16 protein-coding genes and 1 pseudogene are annotated in these 22,385 nt (G+C 42.6%); 9 read left to right on the top strand and 8 right to left on the bottom strand.

Features of this window, described 5'->3' with window-relative positions; all coding sequences use genetic code 11:
• The 6 genes and pseudogenes from HC723_RS13230 to HC723_RS13205 form a co-directional block, all read left to right on the top strand.
• The coding region (locus HC723_RS13230) for an integrase core domain-containing protein (RefSeq protein WP_238925489.1) at positions 1 to 234 on the top strand (234 nt) is incomplete at its 5' end.
• Between the two features lie 314 nt (positions 235 to 548).
• Positions 549 to 923 (top strand): c-type cytochrome, encoded by a 375-nt coding sequence (locus HC723_RS13225; RefSeq protein ID WP_190339418.1) that lies wholly within the window; start codon positions 549 to 551, stop codon positions 921 to 923.
• Positions 924 to 963: 40 nt separating this feature from the next.
• A pseudogene (ccoN, locus tag HC723_RS13220) lies at positions 964 to 2,373 on the top strand (cytochrome-c oxidase, cbb3-type subunit I); the annotation flags it as partial.
• Positions 2,374 to 2,491: 118 nt separating this feature from the next.
• Positions 2,492 to 3,082, top strand: a complete 591-nt coding sequence (gene ccoO, locus HC723_RS13215) for a cytochrome-c oxidase, cbb3-type subunit II (RefSeq protein WP_153448441.1) — start codon at positions 2,492 to 2,494, stop codon at positions 3,080 to 3,082.
• 9 nt (positions 3,083 to 3,091) lie between these two features.
• Positions 3,092 to 5,200: a cytochrome-c oxidase, cbb3-type subunit III gene (ccoP, locus tag HC723_RS13210; RefSeq protein ID WP_190339417.1), complete on the top strand. Its 2,109-nt coding sequence runs from the start codon at positions 3,092 to 3,094 to the stop codon at positions 5,198 to 5,200.
• A 212-nt stretch (positions 5,201 to 5,412) separates the two neighbouring features.
• Positions 5,413 to 6,372 (top strand): TDT family transporter, encoded by a 960-nt coding sequence (locus tag HC723_RS13205; RefSeq protein WP_190339416.1) that lies wholly within the window; start codon positions 5,413 to 5,415, stop codon positions 6,370 to 6,372.
• 111 nt (positions 6,373 to 6,483) lie between these two features.
• Here the strand turns inward: HC723_RS13205 and HC723_RS13200 are convergent, their stop codons facing one another.
• From HC723_RS13200 to HC723_RS13175, 6 genes are all read right to left on the bottom strand, one after another.
• Positions 6,484 to 6,753 (bottom strand): hypothetical protein, encoded by a 270-nt coding sequence (locus tag HC723_RS13200; RefSeq protein WP_153448444.1) that lies wholly within the window; start codon positions 6,751 to 6,753, stop codon positions 6,484 to 6,486.
• 284 nt (positions 6,754 to 7,037) lie between these two features.
• Positions 7,038 to 7,730, bottom strand: a complete 693-nt coding sequence (gene narI / locus HC723_RS13195) for a respiratory nitrate reductase subunit gamma (protein ID WP_190339415.1) — start codon at positions 7,728 to 7,730, stop codon at positions 7,038 to 7,040.
• Positions 7,727 to 8,488 carry a nitrate reductase molybdenum cofactor assembly chaperone gene (narJ, locus tag HC723_RS13190; RefSeq protein WP_190339414.1) on the bottom strand — a complete coding sequence of 254 codons (762 nt, stop codon included), beginning with the start codon at positions 8,486 to 8,488 and terminating at the stop codon, positions 7,727 to 7,729. Before narJ ends, narI begins: the two co-directional genes overlap by 4 nt.
• A complete protein-coding gene (gene narH / locus HC723_RS13185) occupies positions 8,488 to 10,080 on the bottom strand; it encodes a nitrate reductase subunit beta (RefSeq protein ID WP_190339413.1) in 1,593 nt (530 codons plus the stop codon). The genes narJ and narH overlap by 1 nt, the downstream gene beginning before the upstream one ends.
• Before the next feature lie 2 nt (positions 10,081 to 10,082).
• A complete protein-coding gene (locus HC723_RS13180; protein ID WP_190339412.1) occupies positions 10,083 to 13,886 on the bottom strand; it encodes a nitrate reductase subunit alpha in 3,804 nt (1,267 codons plus the stop codon).
• 479 nt (positions 13,887 to 14,365) lie between these two features.
• Positions 14,366 to 15,763 carry a NarK family nitrate/nitrite MFS transporter gene (locus tag HC723_RS13175; RefSeq protein WP_190339411.1) on the bottom strand — a complete coding sequence of 466 codons (1,398 nt, stop codon included), beginning with the start codon at positions 15,761 to 15,763 and terminating at the stop codon, positions 14,366 to 14,368.
• 296 nt (positions 15,764 to 16,059) lie between these two features.
• Between HC723_RS13175 and narX the strand changes: the two genes are divergently transcribed.
• Positions 16,060 to 17,886, top strand: a complete 1,827-nt coding sequence (narX, locus tag HC723_RS13170) for a nitrate/nitrite two-component system sensor histidine kinase NarX (protein ID WP_190339410.1) — start codon at positions 16,060 to 16,062, stop codon at positions 17,884 to 17,886.
• A 16-nt stretch (positions 17,887 to 17,902) separates the two neighbouring features.
• A complete protein-coding gene (narL, locus tag HC723_RS13165; RefSeq protein ID WP_190339409.1) occupies positions 17,903 to 18,556 on the top strand; it encodes a two-component system response regulator NarL in 654 nt (217 codons plus the stop codon).
• A 117-nt stretch (positions 18,557 to 18,673) separates the two neighbouring features.
• Here narL and HC723_RS13160 read toward each other — a convergent pair whose 3' ends face one another.
• Positions 18,674 to 19,129: a methylglyoxal synthase gene (locus HC723_RS13160; protein WP_190339408.1), complete on the bottom strand. Its 456-nt coding sequence runs from the start codon at positions 19,127 to 19,129 to the stop codon at positions 18,674 to 18,676.
• A gap of 336 nt (positions 19,130 to 19,465) precedes the next feature.
• On the opposite strand from HC723_RS13160, the gene HC723_RS13155 reads away from it, so the two are divergent.
• Positions 19,466 to 19,747, top strand: coding sequence for a hypothetical protein (locus HC723_RS13155; protein ID WP_153448497.1), 282 nt, complete (start codon positions 19,466 to 19,468; stop codon positions 19,745 to 19,747).
• Between the two features lie 54 nt (positions 19,748 to 19,801).
• Here HC723_RS13155 and HC723_RS13150 read toward each other — a convergent pair whose 3' ends face one another.
• Positions 19,802 to 22,171, bottom strand: coding sequence for a fatty acid cis/trans isomerase (locus HC723_RS13150; protein WP_190339407.1), 2,370 nt, complete (start codon positions 22,169 to 22,171; stop codon positions 19,802 to 19,804).
• Positions 22,172 to 22,385 lie beyond the last annotated feature (214 nt).

The raw sequence follows: 22,385 nt of genomic DNA, 5'->3' as shown, positions 1-22,385 counted from the left end.
AACATGATACAAAGTATGAGTCGGCGAGGGTGTTGCTGGGACAATGCCGTACAAGAACGATTTTTCCGCAATTTGAAAACGGAATATCTGAACGACCTAAGCTTCATCAATCACCCATCGGTGGTAACCGCCGTCGAACGGTATATTAGCTTCTACAACTACAGACGATTGAACTCCGCGATTGATTATCTAACGCCAGTTCAAAAGCGCCAAGAATTACTAAAAGTGGCTTAGAAGTCCTACAGGATTGCTTGACCATTACAAAAGAGCGAATCGAAGGAAGGGGTAAAAATAGTGTCATGTCGAAGATATTGAAATTATATGGGATTTTTTTGCTACGGGTAACTGTTTTAATGTCGCTTACCTCAAATAGCGAGCAAATTTCCTATGTCACTTCAAATAAAGAGAATATTTCTTAAATAATGTAAGCACATGTATATTCATCAACTATTCTTAATTGTGATGGAAGCTGGTTGTTTTCTTTACCAAGTTAATACTAAAAGTAAAGTCAGCAACTTTCAAAACAATCAGGATCAGATGAGATGCGTATGTTTAAACAATTATGGTTAGTCAGTTTAGGGTTATTGGGTTTCGGAGTTATCCCAGCGACAGCTCAAGCGGATGAGCAATATGATACCGGCCAGAAAAAAGCCGCGGTTTGTATGACTTGTCACGGTAAAGCGGGGGTCTCAGATATCGCTATTTATCCTAACCTGCAAGGGCAGAAATTTGAGTATTTAGTCACCACACTTAAAGCTTATAAACGACGTCAACGAACAGGGGGGCTTGCGTTAGTGATGTATGAACAAGCCGATAGCTTGACCGAGCAAGACATGAAAGACATTAGTTATTTCTTTTCCAAAGTCACTTCTCAATCCATATCAGAACCAACTCAATCCAAACCTGAACCTAGCGCACCATAGCGTTAAAACGTGATGGATGGAGATAACAAGGAGGTGAACAATGGAAATTAATTACGATATGAAAGTGGTGAAATATTTCATCATTACCAGTTTGATCTGGGCGCTACTCGGTATGACTGTTGGGTTAATACTTGCAGCGCAACTTTATTGGCCAATACTCAATTTTGATTCTGAATACTTTCAATTTGGTCGATTACGCCCCTTGCATACTTCTGGGGTTATTTTTGGTTTTGTAGTCAATATTTTGATGGGGACGTCACTGTATATTGTGCAACGTACCAGTAAAACGACACTGTTTAATAAAAGTTTAGCTTGGATGGTGTTCTGGGGTTGGCAATTAGTCTTAGTGCTGGCGTTGATCACATTGCCATTAGGCTGGACCAGCTCAAAAGAATACGCTGAACTTGAATGGCCAATTGATATTTTAATTGCCGTGGTTTGGGTGATGTACGCAGTATTATTTTTTGGCACTATTGGCCAACGAAAAGTACAACACATCTTTGTGGCAAACTGGTTCTTCGGCGGCTTTATTATTGTGATCGCGATGATTTTTATCGTTAATAACTTGGAGATACCGGTTAACTTGACTAAATCGTATTCTGTTTATGCTGGCACGCAAGACGCCATTGTTCAGTGGTGGTGGGGGCATAACGCGGTTGGTTTCTTGTTAACTGCAGGGATCATTGGTATGAACTACTACTTCATCCCTAAAGCGTCCGAACGACCTATCTATTCCTATCGACTTTCTGTGGTTCACTTTTGGGGCTTGGTAGGTTTTTATACTTGGGCAGGTACTCACCATTTAATCTATTCTTCTGTGCCAGATTGGTTGCAAAACCTCGGTATCATCATGTCATTATTATTATGGCTGCCATCTTGGGGCGGGGCATTTAATAGCTTAATGACACTGCTTTCAAATAAAGAAAAACTGAAACATGACTATGTGATGCTGTTCTTCCTTTCTGCGGTTATTTACTACGCGTTGGCAACCTTTGAAGGCCCACTATTAGCGATCCGCTGGTTTAATATGATCGCACATAATACCGAATGGATTGTTGGTCATGTGCATTCTGCCGCATTAGGTTGGGTGGCAATGTCTGGCTTTGCAGTGTTCTACTACTTTATTCCGCGTTTATGGGGACATAAAGACATGTGGTCACGTCGGTTGGTCAAATGGCATTTTTGGTTTGCACATATCGGGATTGCGATTTACGCGGTTGCACTTTGGATTGGCGGGATCGGTCAAGGTTACATGTGGTTAAAACAAAACGATGATGGCTCTTTAATGTACACCTTTGTTGACTCCATGAACTTTGTTGCGCCATGGATGCTTGCGCGCTTTATTGGTGGAGCGTTCTTTGTTGCTGGGGTGATATTGATGATTTATAACCTTTATCGAACGCTTTCTTTGCCGCTCAACGATACAGACAATGACGTTAATAACAAAGCGGCTGGTTTAGACAACGGTAACTTAGACACTAGTAGCTTGGATACGAATAACTTAGGCGCGAATAGCTTAGGTGCGAATAACATCGCCACGAAAACCACAGACCAAGAGGGTAAAGCTTATGTTAAATAAAGATTTTACTCAGTCGGTTTGGATCCTGATTTTTTCTACCATTGGGGTCGCGAGCTTCTCGTTACTGGCTTGGGTGGTGCCAGATCTGTTTATGAAAGATGAACAGATCAAAAAATCGACTGTACTCCCTTATACCGCTTTGCAGTTAGCCGGACGAGATATTTACATTAGTGAAGGTTGTCATACTTGTCACTCGCAGATGGTGCGTCCATTACCTGCAGAAGTAGCACGATATGGCGAACCAACCAAAGGTGAGGATGATATTTATGAATACCCAAATCTCTGGGGTTCTAAACGTACCGGTCCTGATTTGGCTAACGTTGGGCGTAAATATTCTGACCGTTGGCATGAGATCCATTTAATGGATCCTAGGAATGTGGTACCAACCTCAATCATGCCTTCTTATCCGTGGCTATTTACTAAGGTATTAGACGGTGAAGATATTGCCGACAAAATGGAAACGCTTAGGATCTTAGGCGTGCCTTATACCGATGATGAAATTGATCGGGCGCGTTTGCAGGTGAAAAATAAAACCTATGCTGATGCATTGATCAGTTATCTGCAGAGTCTAGGGGAATAAGGAGGCAGCATGTTAAGTACATTTTGGAGTGCGTGGGTCATTATTCTTACCGTGATTTTCTTGGTCATTATGGGGTATGTCATTTGGCATTATTGGCATAAAAATCATGAGGCGGATGCGGATAAAGCGTTACATGTTTACGATGGTATTGCGGAAAACGATGCCAAATTACCAATGGTATTGCTGTATTCATATTTGATTGCCTTTATTGCCAGTGCGATTTTCTTTGTGTTGTATCCGGGGATGGGGAATTGGCAGGGTTTAATGAATTGGCATTCAACCGATGAACTACAACAATACGATACCAAGATCATTGATAAAAAATTGGCGGCGTTACAGTCCGATTCAAAGACATTAACCCAGTTAAGCCAAAACGAAGACATTGTCGATTATGGTGAAAAGCTATTTAATAACCACTGTGAAGCCTGTCATGGTAAAAATGGGCAAGGGCAGTTGCACTTTCCTAATCTCGTCGATAATGAATGGATTTATGATAGCAGTGATGCGGGGATCATAAGTTCGATCACCCATGGTCGTCATGGGGTGATGGTCGGTTGGAAAGATGTATTAACCGAGCAACAAATTGAGGATGTCTCGACCTATGTTGCCAGTTTACAAACCAATCGCGCAGTTCCTGCGGCAAAAGTGCAACGCGAACAAGGTCAGCAACTGTTTGAGTATAATTGTGCCGCGTGTCATGGCGATGCTGGCACTGGTAACACTCAAATTGGTGCCTACAACTTAACCGATGATACTTGGGTTCACGGTGGCAATATTGCGCAAATACAAACGACGGTACGCGAAGGGTTAGATTCGGTGATGCCTGCCTTCGATAAGCAATTATCCAAAGCGCAAATTACCGCCTTGGGTGCTTATTTGACCCATCAACGGTTAAAAGGGCAAAAGCAAGTGACTGCGCTCGATGCCGATATGGTTAAACGAGGTGAATACCTAGCTTATGCAGGAGACTGTGTGGCTTGTCATACCGCTGAAAATGGCGAACTATTTGGTGGTGGATTGGCTTTCCCAACCCCATTTGGTGCCTTGTATTCAACTAATATTTCGACTCATGTTGAGCGAGGGATTGGCAGTTATACTTACCAAGAGTTCCATGATGCGGTGCGTTTAGGCGTGGCCAAACACGGCAACTTATACCCAGCAATGCCGTACACGTCTTATCAATATATAACCGAGGAAGATACTCAGGCGTTGTGGGCTTACATGCAATCGTTGACCCCAGTGAGCAGTCCAAATATACCAAACGGTATGATATTTCCGACCAATATTCGATTGGGAATGTGGGCGTGGAATGTGGTGTTCTTTGATGAAGATAAGCTGACCTACCCACCAGAGGCTAGCGATGCTTGGAAGCGAGGAAAGTATCTCACTATGGGCTTAGGGCACTGCGCTGAGTGTCATACGCCGCGTAATGTCGCGCAAGCATTAGAAGAGGATAATCCTTTCCAAGGCAATATCATTGATCATTGGAATGCGCCGGATATTACTGCTAATGAGTTACATCAACATGGTTGGGAAGTGAAGGACATTAGCGACTTCTTAAAAACAGGGCATTCCTCTAAAGGAACGGCGTTTGCTGGTATGGCCGATGTGGTGAAAAACAGTACTCGTTATATGACCCGTGATGACTTGGATGCGATTGCCGAATATTTATTAACCGGAGATGAAGGAAACCGCTTGGATCCTGCTACGAAACCATTACAACCAAGTGGCTTTAGTGTGGCGGATAAACAAACCAAAGAGTATCAAATCTTTGCCGAAACTTGTGGTGCTTGTCATGGACCAGACGGTAAAGGACGCAAAGATATTGCTCCAGCACTGTTAGGTAACGGTATTATTGCTCACTCAGAACCTTACAACACGGTTGCAGTAGTATTGCGCGGTTTATCACCGGATTATCTTGAGCCGAATCGTGATTACATGCCAATGAGTAGCTTTAACGATATTGCAGGCGATGCTGAAATGGCACGCATGATCAGCTTTATTCGCGATAAGCTTGGCGCTCGATCTGAACCTGTTACGAAAGAGATGGTAAAAGAGATCCGCATTAGCCTTGAAAAAGGAGGCGTTACGGGAGGGTTCCATGAAACAGGCAAGTGAGGTCACACAGTGGAAAACCGATAGCGTTTGATACGTTGGCTAGCTTAGCCGGTTGTACGCATCAACAGTAAACATGATTATTTATAAACATTAAAACCATCAGTGAGGTAACTTGCTGGTGGTTTTTCTTAGAATAGAGCACGGTGAATGCTTTCTAAATGGTATGTATTAGAATAAGATACGCCGCTTAAATTCAATTGAGATACCAATAGATGACCAAAATAAAAAACTTTCCCACTCCAGTTGCAGGCTTAGCATTAGGGATCTCAGCTATTGGTTGGTGTTGGGAAAATTATGCACCGCATTTAGGTTTGATCCAAAATACCACCTCCGCAATCGCGTTATTATTAGTGTGCGGTGTGATGGCTAAATTTATTCGCCATCCAACCAAGTTATTTGAAGAATTGCGTCATCCGATTGTGGGGTCGGTGCTGCCAACCATGTGTATGGCACTCATGGCGATTTCTTACGATCTTATTCATTTTCATCAACTCGCGATTACTGGCCGAGTAGTCTGGTATGGCGCAGTGATCCTTCACTTACTGTTTTTCATCTCGTTTACTTACCATCGTTGTAAAGGCTTTAAACTTAAAGACATGATCCCAAGTTGGTTTATTCCGGCAATTGGTCCGATTTTAGGCTGTTTAGCGAATCCCGGTGCAGACACATTATGGTTAGCTAACATCCTATTGGTTTTAGGGGTAGGTTCGTATTTTGTGTTATTGCCACTGCTAATGTATCGATTAACTTTCCATGAGCGATTACAAGCGGCTGAAGTACCAACCTTTGCCATTATGGCAGCGCCGTCTAATCTGATCATTATTGGTTACTTGGGGGTCGCGACTGCGCCGATGGTGAATATGCTACTGATGCTCAGTGGTGTGGCAATACTATTGAATGTGGTGTTTTACTTGTCGCTAGTACGTCTGCTAAAACAACCCTTTAGTGCGGGGTTTTCAGCCTATACTTTCCCGCTTGCCAGTGGCACAACCGCGATGTTTAAAATGGAAGCACTATTAACCAGTCACGAGTTGAGCAATGGGGTGGGTGTGTTTCATTATTTAGCCATTTTTCAGCTTTATGTGGCCAGCCTTATTATTGCTTATGTGGCATTTTGCTTTATCAAACATTACCGCTTTAATCTGATTGGCTTGTTTGTTAATCGTGCTTAGAAGGTGGGTTATCCAGCCGTTTAGTGAATACTTTAACGGCTAAATGGATTAACTTTCAATCTCTAATCTCTAATCTCTAGCTTCTAGGCGCTTAAGCCCCTAAACTTTAATTTAAGCCACCAAACCATTTCGAACTAACCCGCGGCGCACGTTTTTACATAACTTACCAAAGCGGTTTAGTTCATCAAAATCAGGCAGTTGATCTTTTTTCAATTGCGATTCCCAATAGATCAATTCCCCTTCAACTAGCTCGAGCAATTTTCTTGGGCAACCGACGCAAGTATCACCACAAATAGAGGCTTCAGGCGCATCGAGTGGAAACTCGCTTTTGACCGTTTCGATGATCTCTAGCATAACGGTTTTACGATCAGGTTTTGCCATGACTTTGCCCTCTATTATTGGTTTATTTGATTATATCAAAAATAGTTGAGCGATTAATATACTAACTAAGAGGTAGCTTTTCTCAAACGCCAAAGGAAGGAGCAGTGTCTTTCGGGGTATTCAGATTGGACACATATTAAATGGAATGGGTATAAGCATAACCCTGTTGAATAACGTGAACGTAAAGCAAAAAAAGCCAGCTCCGAAGAACTGGCGAATAGGGCATCTGTTTTACAAAACCCGTGGGTTATAAATTCTTATCATATTAAAAATGGACAACAGCGCTAGCGACGACTGCGCACCAATTGGTACTTACGCGTTAAGTATTCCACTGGTACGCTCCAGATATGCACTAAACGGCAGAATGGGAATAGAACGAATAACGTCATGCCCAATACCAAGTGGATACGGAAAATAAAGGCCACGCCTTCAAGATGCCCTGCAGGGTTATGACCGAAGTACACAATGCCTTGCGCCCAACCGACCAATTGCATCATCTCGCTACCATCCATGTGTTGCGCTGAGAATGGAATGGTTAGCACCCCAAGACAAGCTTGAGTGAATAACAATACAATGATCAGAATATCGGCTTTGCTGGACGTTGCGCGAATACGCGGGTTTGACATCCGGCGGTGGCATAACATACCCGCACCGATGATGGTCATAATACCGGCTGCACCACCTAAGAACATTGCCATTTGTTGTTTCACTGGAACGGGTAGCCAAGCTTCATACATCCAGTGTGGGGTTAACATACCAAATGCGTGGCCTGCAAATACCCCTAAAATACCTAAATGGAAAAGGTTAGAAGCAATAAACATATAACGCTTATCTTTCGTGCTGCTTAGCATTTGGCTTGATCCTGCGCGCCAAGAATATTGCGCTTGATCATAGCGGATCCAGCTACCAATAAAGAAAATAGCAGCAGCAAGATAGGGGTATACGTTAAAGAAAAACGTATTTAAAAAATCGCTCATTGTTGGCCTCCAGACATTGAAGTCGAACTGTCTTTAGCTGAGTTATCAGACAGGGGTGCAATAGAATCTAAGCTTACATATTGAGGCTGAACACTGCCGGCAAAACGTTTTTGGTGCATGTTTTGCTCGGCAGAGGCACAACCTTCTTCGCCTAAGAATTTGATTTGTTCTTCTTCCCAAACCGCATCTAACGCTTCGGCGGTATCATCACGTTGCTCTTTGTCAACATTGTCATGCAAGTGCTCAGGACGAACTTGAGTACCTGACAATTCCAATAGCAAGGTAAACAAGGTGCTATAAAGACTGTCACGCTTTTCTAAACGAGCGCCAAGCAGTGCCAAAATAGGGGCGATATCCGCCAAACCTTGTACCGCTTCTTCACGCGCTAGAGTGGCAAGATATTCAAGGAACACCGGCAGATAATCGGGCAATTCGATACTTTCGATTTGCAGACCTGCGGTTTTATATTGTTCCATCAAGTCGATCATGGCTTGACCACGATCTCTTGATTCACCATGAACGTGTTCAAATAACAATAAAGACAAAGAACGACCACGATCAAACAACTCAATATAGTTCGATTGAGCGTCCAATAAATCTTGCTCGGTTAACTCTTCAATAAAAGTATATAAGCGACTCATTTGAGCTGGAGAGAGAAATAACATCTCCGAGATGTCTTTCATTAGATCGTCTTTGTGTAGCCAGATCTCGCGATCTGGGTACTCAAGTAAGAGGGAAATAATTTTAAGGTTTTCCATTATTTCGCTCCTTTATGTTTTGTAGCATCGACCATTTCAATATTAATCGCATCAATGCGTTTGCTATCAAAAAGATTGAACTTGCTGTCACTGCCATTACAGCCATCACCAAAGCTAAAACCACAACCTTTACTTTCAGCAAAAGCGCCTTGGTCATTAAATGAATCAGGGAAAGACTCATGTGCCATTTCGCGGTGGCTAGCTGGGATCACAAAGCGATCTTCATAATTAGCGATGGCCAAATAGCGATACATTTCTTTCGCTTGTGCTTCGGTTAAACCCACTTCTTCTAATGCAGAGGTATCAATGATGCCATCAACGCTTTCCGCGCGTTTGTAGTGACGCATCGCCATCATACGTTTTAGCGCTTTAAGAACCGGTTTCTCGTCGCCTGCGGTAAGCAAGTTTGCAAGGTATTTAACCGGAATACGCAGTCTTTCGATTTCAGGCAATATATCATCACCATCGAGTACGCCAGCATCAGTAACAGCTTGAATTGGCGAAAGTGGCGGTACATACCACACCATAGGTAGGGTGCGATATTCAGGGTGAAGTGGCAGTGCCAACTTCCAATCCACTGCCATTTTGTACACCGGTGATTTTTGCGCCGCTTCAATGGTGCTCATCGGTACGCCTTGGGCCAACGCTTCTTTTATCACTGCAGGATCGTTTGGATCTAAGAACACATCCAGTTGACGCTGGTACAAGTCGGTAGTGTGCTCGGTCGAGGCGGCTTGCTCAATCATATCGGCATCGTAGAGCATTACGCCAAGATAGCGAATTCGACCAACACAGGTTTCTGCGCACAGCGTTGGTTGACCAGCTTCAATTCGTGGGTAACAGAAAATACATTTTTCCGATTTTCCGGTTTTCCAGTTGAAGTAGATTTTTTTGTATGGGCAGCCGGTTAAACACATGCGCCAGCCGCGACATTTGTCTTGATCGATTAAGACAATGCCATCTTCTTCACGTTTGTAGATTGAACCACTTGGGCAGGTGGCCACACACGCAGGGTTTAAGCAATGCTCACATAAGCGCGGCATATACATCATGAAGGTGTTTTCAAATTCACCCACCATTTCTTTTTGCTTTTCTTCAAAACCAAACGCATTTAGGTTGTAATCTTTTGAACGCTTTGAAAATTCACCGCCAAGGATCTCTTCCCAGTTTGGACCATTTTCAATTTTGTCCATTCGCTCACCTGTGATCAAAGAACGCGGGCGGGCGATAGGTTGATGCTTACTTTCTTTGGCATTTTGCAGATGCTCATAATCAAAAGTAAATGGTTCGTAATAATCATCAATGCTTGGCATATCTGGGTTATTGAACAATTTGGCCAATACGCCCACTTTGCTGCCCATTCTAGGCTCGAGTTTGCCATTGATTTTTCTAATCCAACCGCCTTTCCATTTGTCTTGGTTTTCCCAATCATGGGGGTAGCCTAAACCAGGCTTACTTTCGACGTTATTGAACCATGCGTATTCCATGCCTTCACGACTGGTCCACACGTTTTTACAAGTGACTGAACAGGTGTGACAGCCAATACATTTGTCTAGGTTAAGCACCATGCCGACTTGAGAACGGATCTTCATGCTTATTTCTCCTGTCCAGTGAGTTTTTTATCTGCCGTTGATTTAATCAATGACTGACCAACAGATGGCGTTTGAGCGTAATCGTTATTTTCATCATCCAGCCATTTCACATCTTTCATCTTACGTACTACCACAAATTCATCACGGTTAGAACCAACCGTTCCGTAGTAGTTAAAGCCATAAGATTGCTGCGCATAACCACCAATCATGTGAGTTGGTTTTGGCGTAATACGAGTGACTGAGTTATGAATACCACCGCGTTGATTGGTGATTTCCGAGCCTGGTAAATTAACCAAACGTTCTTGAGCGTGATACATCATTACCATGCCAGATGGCACACGTTGGCTGACCACCGCACGCGCGGTTAATGCGCCGTTGCTATTAAAGGCTTCGATCCAGTCGTTATCTTCAATGCCCAGTTGTTTGGCATCATCTTCACTCATCCATACAATTGGACCACCGCGCGACAAGGTCAGCATCAGTAGGTTTTCACTGTAGGTTGAGTGTATGCCCCATTTTTGGTGCGGAGTTAAAAAGTTTAACGCCATCTCTGGGTTACCATTGGATTTACGGTTAATTTCAGTTTGAACCGAACGGGTATCCACTGGTGGACGGTACGCCACTAAGCTTTCACCGAAATCACGCATCCATTGGTGGTCTTGATACAACTGTTGGCGACCAGACAATGTGCGCCATGGAATAAGCTCGTGTACGTTGGTGTAACAAGCGTTGTAAGACACATGTTCATCTTCCAAACCAGACCAAGTTGGGCTTGAGATAATTTTACGCGGCTGAACTTGAATATCGCGGAAACGAATTTTCTCATCTTCTTTATTTTTCGCCAGATGAGTATGATCAAGACCGGTTTTTTCGCTTAATGCTGTCCATGCTTTGACGGCAACTTGACCGTTGGTTTCTGGTGCAAGTGACAGGATCACTTCTGCTGCATCAATAGCACTTTCGATCAGTGGGCGACCTTCGGCAGCGCCGTCCGCTTTGGTGTAGTTAAGCTCTTTGAGGAAATCGACTTCAATTTGGGTATCCCAGTTGATTCCTTTGCCGCCATTGCCTTGCTGATCAAGCAATGGACCAAGCGAGGTGAAGCGCTCAAAGGTATTTGGGTAATCACGCACAACGGTTTTAAGGTGTGGCGCGGTTTTGCCCGGAATAAGATCGCATTCGCCTTTTTTCCAATCTCGCACATCAAACGCTTGCGCCATTTCAGCGGCCGAATCGTGTTGAATAGGTAAAGAGACTAAATCCGTTTCTACCCCTAAATGACCGACACACACTTCAGAGAATTTCTTCGCGATGCCTTTGTAGATTTCCCAATCACTTTTCGCTTCCCATGCCGGATCAACCGCGGCAGAGAGAGGGTGGATGAATGGGTGCATGTCGGAGGTGTTCATATCGTCTTTTTCATACCAAGTGGCGGTCGGAAGAACGATATCGGAGAATAAGCAAGTGCTCGACATACGGAAATCGAGTGTCACCACAAGATCGAGTTTGCCTTCGATTGCTTGGTCTTTCCATTCCACTTCTTCAGGTTTCATTGCGCCTTGTTGGCCCAAATCTTTGCCTTGAATGCCGTTTTCTGTGCCCAGTAAGTATTTCAGCATGTATTCATGCCCTTTACCGGATGAACCAAGTAAGTTTGAACGCCAGATAAACATATTGCGTGGGTGGTTGCTGGCTTCATCGGGTTGCTCAGATGCAAAACGGATGCTGCCATCTTTTAAGTTTTTCACCATGTAATCTTCAGAGCTTAACCCTTCCGCTTTGGCTTTTTCGGCCACATGCAAAGGGTTAATGTTGAATTGAGGTGAAGAAGGTAACCAGCCAAGACGTTCCGCTTTCACGTTCATATCGACCAGGCTTTCACTGTAACGAGATTTATCGGCTAAAGGCGACAATAGATCGTTAGAGTTAACCGTCTCGTAGCGCCATTGGCTAGAGTGGTTATAGAAGTAAGAAGTACCATTCATGTGACGTGGCGGCTTCTGCCAGTCCAAACCAAAGGCAAGAGGCTGCCAACCGGTTTGAGGGCGCAGTTTTTCTTGACCGACATAGTGCGACCAACCGCCGCCACTTTGACCGACACAGCCACAGAACACCAACATGTTGATGATGCCACGATAAGACATATCCATGTGGAACCAGTGGTTTAAACCCGCGCCAACAATCACCATTGAACGACCATGTGTTTTCTCGGCATTTTCGCCAAATTCACGGGCGATCTTGATGATTTCGCTACGGTTTACGCCAGTTACAAGCTCAGCCCATGCTGGAGAATACGCTTTGACTTCATCATAAGTTGAGGCGCAGTTTTCATCGTTGAGGCCACGATCAATACCGTAGTTAGCCATGGTTAAATCATAAACACTGGTGACTAAAATTTCATTGCCTTGTGCGTTAGTAATGCGCTTGGCTGGCAGTTTATGTTGAATAACATCGTTTAATTTAACGTTTTGGAAGTGCTCACTTGGTAAGCCGCCAAAGTAAGGGAAGCCAACGCTGACGATATCATCATGCGAATCCACTAAGCTTAAACGCAAGTTGCGCTCTTGGTCGGTTTTGCCATCTTTTTGCTCAAGGTTCCATTTACCATCTTCACCCCAGCGATAACCAATTGAGCCTTGTGGCGCAATAAGCTCACCGGTAGTTTCATCAATCGCAATGGTTTTCCATTCAGGATTATTATCTTGACCAAGATTATCGACTAAATCAGATGCGCGCAGTTGGCGACCTGGTACAAAAGTGCCATCTTCACGCGCTTCAAGCTCAACCAACATTGGCATATCAGTGTATTGCTGAGTGTATTTTTTAAAGTATTCTACTTGGCGCTTAGTATGGAATTCGGTTAATAGCACATGGCCCATCGCCAATGCCATCGCACTGTCGGTACCTTGTTTTGGATTTAACCAATGGTCACACAACTTGGCAACTTCAGCGTAATCGGGGGTCACCGCAACTGTTTTGGTGCCTTTGTAACGAACTTCGGTAAAGAAGTGCGCATCAGGAGTACGAGTCTGAGGCACATTTGAACCCCAAGCGATGATGTATGAAGAGTTATACCAATCGGCCGATTCTGGCACGTCGGTTTGCTCGCCCCATGTCATAGGCGAGGCTGGTGGTAAATCACAATACCAATCGTAAAAGCTTAAGCAAGTACCGCCAATTAACGACAAGTAACGAGCGCCGGCAGCGTAAGACACCATCGACATCGCAGGAATAGGAGAGAAGCCCACAATACGGTCTGGGCCATGTTCTTTAGCGGTGTGTACGTTTGCAGCGGCAATCAGCTCGTTAGCATCTTCCCAATTGGCGCGAACAAAACCGCCACGTCCACGCGCTTTTTTGTATTGCTGCATTTTAGCTGGATCGGATGTGATCGACTTCCATGCATCAACCGGATCGCTGTGTTGCTGTTTTGCTTGTTGCCAAAGTTTAAGCAGACGCTTGCGTATCATTGGGTATTTAACGCGGTTAGCACTGTACAAGTACCAAGAATAACTGGCACCACGAGGACAGCCACGCGGTTCGTGGTTTGGCAGATCAGGACGAGTACGAGGGTAATCGGTTTGTTGAGTTTCCCAAGTCACTAAGCCATTTTTGACATAGATTTTCCAGCTACAAGAACCGGTGCAGTTTACCCCATGAGTCGAACGCACGATTTTGTCATGTTGCCAGCGACTACGATAACCATCTTCCCAGTCTCTATTGGTATGTAATGTTTGGCCATGATCGTTCGAGAACGTATCACCAAGTTGCTTAAAGTAACGAAACCGGTCAAGAAATTTGCTCATCCGGGGAACTCCTCATCAGGTCTGCACCTGTAGTTAGTAGTGTTAAATCCGCATCGACCACAAAGCGGTATCGATTATGTTAATAGGCTTACAATAAGCAGCATCAAATGGGGAGATATTGATTTTGATCAATAACCACTTTGGCGAATGGCAGGGGTGAAAAACAAAATACCTCTAATTGGTTAGGTGTGAATTTTGTTTAACACATTGTTTATTAATGTTTTTTATTTGGTTTAAGTTGGGTTAAATTAATAAGGTGTAGGGTTGAACTATTGAGGGGTATAGCGAAATATGGTGCGAGGTGCGAGGTGCGAGGTGCGAGGTGCGAGGTGAAAAGTGCAAAGTAAAGGTAGAATCGAATAAAAACAGCCTGACCGCTCACGATCAGGCTGTTATTTTTGTTCTAAAAACTAAAAACTAAAAACTAAAAACTAAAAGCTAAAAGCTAAAAGCTAAAAGCTAGAACGAGCGTCTACCTTCTATTTTTTCTCATAACGGCCGTACACCGCCCAAGTGAGCACCACACAGACAATATAGAAAGCTAAGAACACTTTCATTGCCCCAACAGGAGAGCCAGTCAGTGCCAACGAAGTGCCAAACGTTTTAGGAATAAAGAAACCACCAATTGCGCCAATGGCCGAAATAAAGCCTAATGCCGCCGCCGAATCTTTCACTGCTCGCGCTTGGGCTTTTGCTTCATCGCCACCATTTTCACGCAGTATTCGATCGACAGTCAATTGGCGAAACACCACCGCGATCATCTGGAAGGTTGAACCACTGCCAAGACCAGCAGTAGCAAACAACAACATAAAGCCGATAAAGAACAATTTAAAATTGCCGTTTTGTGAAACTTCACCCGGTAGGAAATAAAAGATAGAAGCAGTAAAAACAGCCATCAAGACAAAGTTGATTGTCGTGACACGAATGCCACCAAACTTATCCGACAGTGTGCCGCCAATCGGTCGCATCAATGCGCCTAATAATGGGCCAAGGAATGCAATATGGATAATATCGATACTAGGGAATTGGGTTTTAGTGAGCATGGCAAACCCAGCCGAAAATCCAATAAACGAACCAAAAGTCGATAAATATAAGAAACTTAATACCCACATGTGTGGACGTTTCAACACTGGCAGTTGCTCCGAAATAGAAGCTTTCGCGGTGGCGATATCATTCATACCAAACCAGGCGGTCAGTGTGGTGATAATAATAAACGGAACCCAGATTAAGGGCGCGTTGGCCAGCCATAACATGCTGCCATCGGGTTGCTGTGAGCCAGAAACAAAGAAACTAAAGATCCCCATTGATACGGCAAGTGGTGCAAATAATTGCATCACACTCACGCCAAGGTTACCTAAACCCCCGTTTAAACCCAACGCTGAACCTTGCTTGTGTTTGGGAAAGAAAAAACTGATGTTAGACATGCTTGAGGCGAAATTGCCGCCAGCAAAACCACACAATAATGAGATCATCACAAACACCGAATAAGGAGTCTGTGAATTTTGCACCGCAATCGAAAGCCAAATACAAGGAATGATCATAAACGCAGTGGTGAATGCGGTCCAACGTCGACCACCGACAATCGGTACCATAAAGGAATACGGAATACGCATAATAGCGCCAGAGGCAGAAGGCAGCGCGGTTAATAAGAACAGTTGATCTGTGGTGAAAGTGAATCCGACCCGATTGAGATTGACCGAGACGGTACTAAACATCATCCAAACACAGAATGAAAGCAACAAACAAGGAATAGAAATCCACAGGTTTTTACGTGCGATATGTTGGCCTTCGTCTTGCCAAAACTTCGGGTCTTCCGGTACCCAATTTGTTAACACCTTACTTTTGTTGTTTTTCTTATTATCAATGGACGATTCCATTTTAATATCCTTACTAGATTGCAAAAGATGGCTTAGCTTTGACCTATTCATCCCATCAGTTTTTGACTCATATCAATTACGGGCGCGTTATTGATATCGCTCAAATAGTCCTCAGCACTATATGGGTAGTTTTATTGTGGTTATTAATATGGGTACAATCAGCTATTTAAGCTATTTGGTTGGGATCTAAAATACAATATGTGAAATGATGGATATTAAGTGTTACCTATAAATGGCTATATGGTTACACCGAGAAAGGAATAAAATGCTCACTTACTTATATTTGAAGGTCAGTCATGAAGCCAAATTCGACAAAAATAAACTCAGTTAATGCAATTTGGAATCCGTTTTCTTTAGTGGGTAAAGTGTCGATCTCTATGTTAGTCATCACCTTATGCGCGATTAGCGGAATGGTGACTTCCGCTTGGGTCGCAAACAGCATTCAAGGTAACGCCCATGCGATAAACCGTATTGGTTATATGCGGATGCAAAGCTTCGAACTATTGTCGTTATTGCCATTAGATGAAAAAAAAGATGAAGTGCTGGTGGCGATTGAAAAGAGCAATCATTCAGTCTTTTTAGAAAAATATATTCAAGAGCGAGGCTTTTATAAAGAGTACTCGCAAGTGCATCAATATTGGTTGGCCAAAGTGAAACCCTCGTTATTTCATGCTAACTCTCCCGATGAAGCGCGCCAAAGCATTACCAATTATGTTGGTCAACTCGATCAACTAGTCCACTTGATTGATCAAGAAACAGAGCATCGTTTATGGGTGCTGAAAACGTTGCAAACCACTTTCATTATTATTCTGTTATTACTCCTTGCGCTGAATATTTTTTACTTAAAACGCCGTCTTTTTAAACCTTGGCGACAATTACTGACGATGGCGTTCTCACTCAAAAACGGCTGCTTTAAAACCCGTTATCCAGTCAATAACAATAAAGATGAAATGAATCAATTGGGTATCGTGTTAAATAGTATGGCGGATGAATTGGAAGCCATGTACCTCAATCTTGAAGGCTTAGTGGCATCAAAAACGGAAAAATTAAGATATAAAAATACCATCTTGGATTTTTTATATCGTTCTAGTGAACCGTTAATCTCGGATAATGCTGAGCGCTATTGTGCTTTATTTGTGCCTATTTTAGCGGAGTTAAAAAGCATCACTGGCTTTCAAAGTATTAGCTTAGAAATTGAAGATTATCATCAATCGGGCAGTTGTCAGGTGATCTCAACCGAACAAAAAGTGCGGCCAAATGATTGTATGGATAGCCAATGCAACGCTTGCTTGGTTGATAAAGAACGGGTTAATTTATTGCACCCTTATAAGTTAAGCGATGCATTAGTGTGGCCACTTGATGATGGTTTGCATCGTTACGGCGCATTGAAAATTGAATTACGCGCGGATCAAAACATGACTGATGCCGAGCAACAATTAATCGATACTTTGAGTCGTCAAATCACTCGTTCGTTAGCCTCTAAATACCAAGAGCATTTGAATGGCGAATTGATGTTAGCCAATGAACGGGCGACGATTGCACGTGAATTACACGACTCGATTGCTCAGTCTTTATCTTGTATGAAGATCCGCTTGAGCTGTCTGCAAATGCAAAGCAGCCAATTTTCAGATGAGCAAAAAGACTTAGTGAAAGAAATGCGTCATGAAGTGGATGTGGCGTATACCCAATTACGACATTTACTTGCGACGTTTAGGTTAAAATTAACCGAGCCGGGCTTGTTACCGGCACTTGAAAACACCATTGAAGAATTTAATCAAAAGTTGGGCATTGAGATCAACTTGGAATTTGAAATACCCGCCAACAGTATTTCTTCGCATCAAGCGGTTCACATTGTGCATATTGTGCGTGAAGCATTGTCCAATGTTTATAAGCATGCCAATGCCAATAATGTGCAAATTGATGCCAAATATAATGCGAATACTCAAAAGGTCAACATTGCGGTTGTGGATGACGGTTGTGGAATGCAGCACATTGTTGAACCTAAAAATCATTACGGTCTTACTATTATGCGAGATAGAGCTAAATCCTTGCCCGGTCAGTTAAATATTAAATCAAGGCCAGATGAAGGCACACATATTAATATCGAATTCTCACCCCAATAAAATAAAAGGCGCTGTTATGGAATTAAAACACACTGATAAATCAACGGTTATTTTAATTGATGATCATCCAATGTTATGTGGTGGGGTGAAACATTTGATTGAGATGAACGGTAACATGCAAGTGGTTGCGATGGCGCACACCGGAACAGAGGGTATTGAATTAGCCAAACAACATGAGCCCGATTTGATTTTACTCGATCTCAATATGCCGGAAATGAATGGTTTAGAAACATTGCGTGAATTGCGCAATTGTCATTTGTCGAGCCGAGTGGTGGTGTTTACCGTCTCCAACTATAAAGGTGACTTAACCAATGCAATCAAATTGGGCGCGGATGGCTATTTATTAAAAGATATGGAACCGGAAGAGCTACTGAAAGCGATAGATCAAGCCTGCAATGGTCAAATGGTGTTAAGCCCAGAGATGGCGCCAATTTTAATGGAAGGGTTACGCAGTAAAAAAGAAGCGCCACGCGGCGTTGATAGTTTAACTAAGCGTGAATTTCAAACCTTAAAGTTGGTGGCAACCGGTATGACCAATAAAATGATCGCGCGTAAACTCGATATTGCCGAAGGGACGGTTAAGGTGCATGTGAAAAGTTTATTGAAGAAGTTAAATTTGCGTTCACGAGTTGAAATGGCGGTGTGGGCACACGAAGAGAATGTGTGTTAATCGTCACTTATCCTCAATAATATTGGTAATAGTTTAAAACGAAAAACGAGCCTAGCACTAAGTGTTAGGCCCGTTTTGTTCGTTATTTAGTTAATTATGTAGCTATTTAACCGATAATTATATTCTATCGTTTAAATAGGCTTGATAATCAGGGATTTCAACATCCACTTCTTGTTCTAGTAATTTGGAAGTAAACAAGAATTTTGCCGTTGCACGGTTGGTGGCGACGGGAATATTCCATACTGAAGCAATACGCAGCAATGCTTTCACATCGGGATCGTGTGGTACCGCATTTAATGGATCCCAGAAGAAAATCATCATATCAATCTTGCCTTCAGAGATCAGTGCGCCCAGTTGTTGGTCACCGCCCATTGGGCCACTCATCAAGCTTTTAATTGCCAGTCCGGTTTCTTTACTCAGCATATTGCCAGTCGTGCCAGTGGCATAAAGAAAATGTTTTTGAAGTTTTTCTTTGTTTTCAATAACCCAACGCAATAATTCTGGTTTGTAATGATCATGAGCTACCAATGCAATGTTTTTATGAGCAGGCATGGTTCGAATTGTTTTTTCCATTATTAACATCCTGATTGGTTTATGAAATGAGTTAATATTCTGTCTACAGCATAATGTAAATTAAGCTAAATAAATAGCGCGATAATGCGGTGTTGTTGCGATTTATTCGACGGAGATTAATAACGCTAAATCATCGTTATGCTCCTCATTTTTAGTTATTCATTAAGCTTATAAAGTGATTACATGACACTAAGATGATGGTTTATTAGGTTTGCGATGGATCAAATTTAGGTCCGTCATTGGCATTGAATCGTAAAAATGGGATCTAAGCTAGAAACTAGGAGGTATTTTATTTTTATAGTGGCAGGAAGCTAAAAGAGCAGAAAAGGATTTAACATGAAAAAATTAGTGCAGAAGGTATTGGTCGTCAATGTTGGCGCGCTGCTAGTGGTGTCGTTTCTATCCAAGGTGGTGCCAGTATTACAACCACATAATATGGCAGAGTTTTTATTTTTCGTTTTGTTGGCGATTTGGATTGTGGCCGCGGTAGCATGGCAAGGCAGTAAGCAGTCAGTATCATGGGATCAAATCTCGGTATGCAAACCAAAAGAGAATAACTTTGGTATGTTAATGACCATTGCCGGTATTCCAGCATTAATCGGTTGTTTAGTTTTGTAATGATGCCTTCATTACACCTCAAGCAACGTTAGAGTTGACTTGAGGTGTACGATATTAACGATTCTCAAAACGGTTGTAGTCAAGTAACCCTGCCTCAATCGGCTGATCATTTTGATACCATTTGTTTAGTTTATCGCTGAACGCCCAAAAATCAGCAGAACCGCGTCTAACGCCATATTTGTCTAAAATGGCAACATAATCGTCATCATCTTCTAGTTGTGAAAGTTGTCGATAAAAATCTGCAATATCCGATTCTTTCAACTGAATGAAGGCGGAAGGGTAACTGCCCAATACGCCTTTCACTAAGGTTAAATCATCGTCCTCTCTTATCCGATTACTTTCTTCATCAAATAAGCTTGAAATGTTGCTGTGTGCGTTGTTGTGTATCAAGGTAAAAACTTGTTCTTTGCCATTTTCCAATGTGACCATAATGGAGATTAAAGGAGGAATACGATAAACCCCTTTACCCTTTAATAGGTCAATTTTATTTAGAATAAATTCATTTTTTTGCGACAGGCCGGTATTAACTAAAGCGTATCGTTGGGTGAGTACCGGAGCTAAGCGCTGTTTTAACAAGGCGTACAATTCTTGCTTTGGGTTATCCGTTTTGTATTCAATATTAGGCGGCTGTTCAAATGGCGTCACATCACGCTGAATAAAGGCACTTAATTGTGGGGTCGGATCTTGATACCAATTTTCCATTTGCTTGTGTCGTTCTTCGATCGGAAGTAACGATAAGAAATTCTCTTCGCCTTCCATGCGTAAAAAATCCATAAACATACGCGTCATTAATTGATGCCCGAAATTACCATATATATCAAAACCATCGACTAATAAGTATTGGATCCTTTCGAGTAATTCATAATCGATCACCCAAGCGGTTTTCGGTGGCTTACCCACTAAGCCTTTTACTACCGATGCACTGTCAATATGACGAAAGATAGTCAATGCGGCATTACTATTTTTATTGTCGCCATCCCAGACAAGCTTAGGCGTTAAGTTTGAACCGTTTTTAAACCATTTATTCATTTGGCGTGATTTTGCTTCAAGGTAACGGGCTTGGCGCTCGGAATAACCCAGCCATTCAAAGGTCGGAACCAAGTTGCTCTGTTGTTCTGAAGGTAGCCGTAAGTTATGAGTTTGCTCGTGATAAAGTTGTTGGACTTCAGGGTTGTTCGTGCTGGAAGGATCAACAAAGAACACCCAAAAGCGATCATTAATGACATTTAAGGCCAACTGCCCACGACAAACTGGACCTTTAATAAAACTCATAATGGTATTTTGAGCATTATTTAACATAAATTGATACCGGGCAGCAACAGGAAGGGATTCAAATGCTGTTAATGGGTTTGCCGCCACGCTCGAATGATAACTTGGTAATCTTTTTACTTCATATTGTGGTTTGATAAATAAAGACTGAATTCGCGCTAACTTCTTATCATTTAATGCGTATGGTTGGTGGGTTTTATTGACAATTGTCGCGGGGTAGGCAACTAAACGGTAATACACACGGTCGGTTTTAGGATCGGAATAAGGACGACGGGTCGCAATGCGATTGACTGGTTGTCCAGGTGGTGTGGTGGAGCGAACCAGCATAAAAAACTGGATTGGGCTGTCTGGTGTTGCTTTTTGGAATTGTGAGAAATAGAGATGAGATAAAAATAAATGCTCGTATATATAGCGGCTAGTAAGTTGCTGTTTTAACGAATCACTATTGAAAAAATCTTCCCATTTATCAATTTGAGCATATTGCTGTTTTGATAATGGTTGATGGGCCGACATTACTGCGCCATCAGACAACCATTGCGTTAATGTATTATGCTCTTTGTCACTTAATGCTGGCATTCCATAAGGCATACCCCAAGTTGGATAGTCGGCGGCATATTGGTCATATTCTTCAATTGAAGGGCATTGTTGTTCGCGATCGATGGCAAAATCAAAGCCTTCAAGCTGATCTTGTTGTGTCATCGGATGTTGCTTTTTCTGTTTAAGTAATCGCGCTACTAAGCCTGCTTCTAAATTGGCTTCAGGGATTTGTGCACGTTCATTTAAAATGGGATGAAAACCAATCTCACGCCATTCTTCGGTAGTTTGTGCATCTTCAAATAGACGCGTTGGGTTTGTCGCTGTTAATCGAGTGCCGTTATACACTAAACTTTTATTGGCGCCACGATCGATACCTTCTACAGAAGAAAATTTTAATTGGCAAGGAGCATCATAGCAGGCATGACATACCACACAGCGATTATCTAAAATCGGCTTTATGTCATTGATAAAATGCTGAGCCGCAGGGGTTTGAAAATTGGGCGTGCGAGGGCGAACTTGCTGCTTACCAAAGATATCATCATAATTAAAACCGGTATAAATGGCACAGCCCGTAAAGGTAGTAACCATCAATATCAGACAAAATTTACTTAATTTCATGTTCAACTCATTATTTACATTCAGTCTATCTTGCAATGAGACAATAGCAAAAATGAATGGATATGTGATTATTATTTACAACTTTGATAACTATTCTGGTCTAATCGATCTGGACACCTTGATTGTGGATAATACGATAATCAATCGAGGTGAATATGAATACAAAACGTCAATATCGAACTTATACGAAAGAATTTAAAGAAGAGGCAATCGG

Origin of the sequence: Vibrio sp. S11_S32, from assembly GCF_014694465.1 — a bacterium.
Classification (GTDB): Bacteria; Pseudomonadota; Gammaproteobacteria; order Enterobacterales; family Vibrionaceae; genus Vibrio; species Vibrio algicola.
This window is presented reverse-complemented; position numbering and strand designations above follow the sequence as displayed.